1 pseudogene is annotated in these 208 nt (G+C 85.1%); it reads right to left on the reverse strand.

Annotated features, from left to right (window positions below):
- Positions 1-208 (reverse strand): annotated as a pseudogene (locus tag AA75_RS54215) (hypothetical protein); the annotation flags it as partial.

Raw genomic sequence — 208 nt, forward strand, 5'->3', positions numbered from 1 at the left:
GGCCGGGCGGCGGGGAGGCGCGGGGGCGGGCGGCCAGGAGCAGCAGCAGCTGGCGGGATGGCCGGCCGGGGCGGCCAGGAGCAGCGGGCCGGCGGGGCGGCGGGGCGGCGGGGCGGACAGCGAGCACCAGGGCGAGCACCAGCGGCGCAGCAGCCCGGCGGCGGGCCCCTCCCCGGAGCTGCGGGCGGGTGGCTGGACGGGGACAACC

Origin of the sequence: Kitasatospora sp. MBT63 (assembly GCF_000710465.2) — a bacterium.
Classification (GTDB): Bacteria; Actinomycetota; Actinomycetes; order Streptomycetales; family Streptomycetaceae; genus Kitasatospora.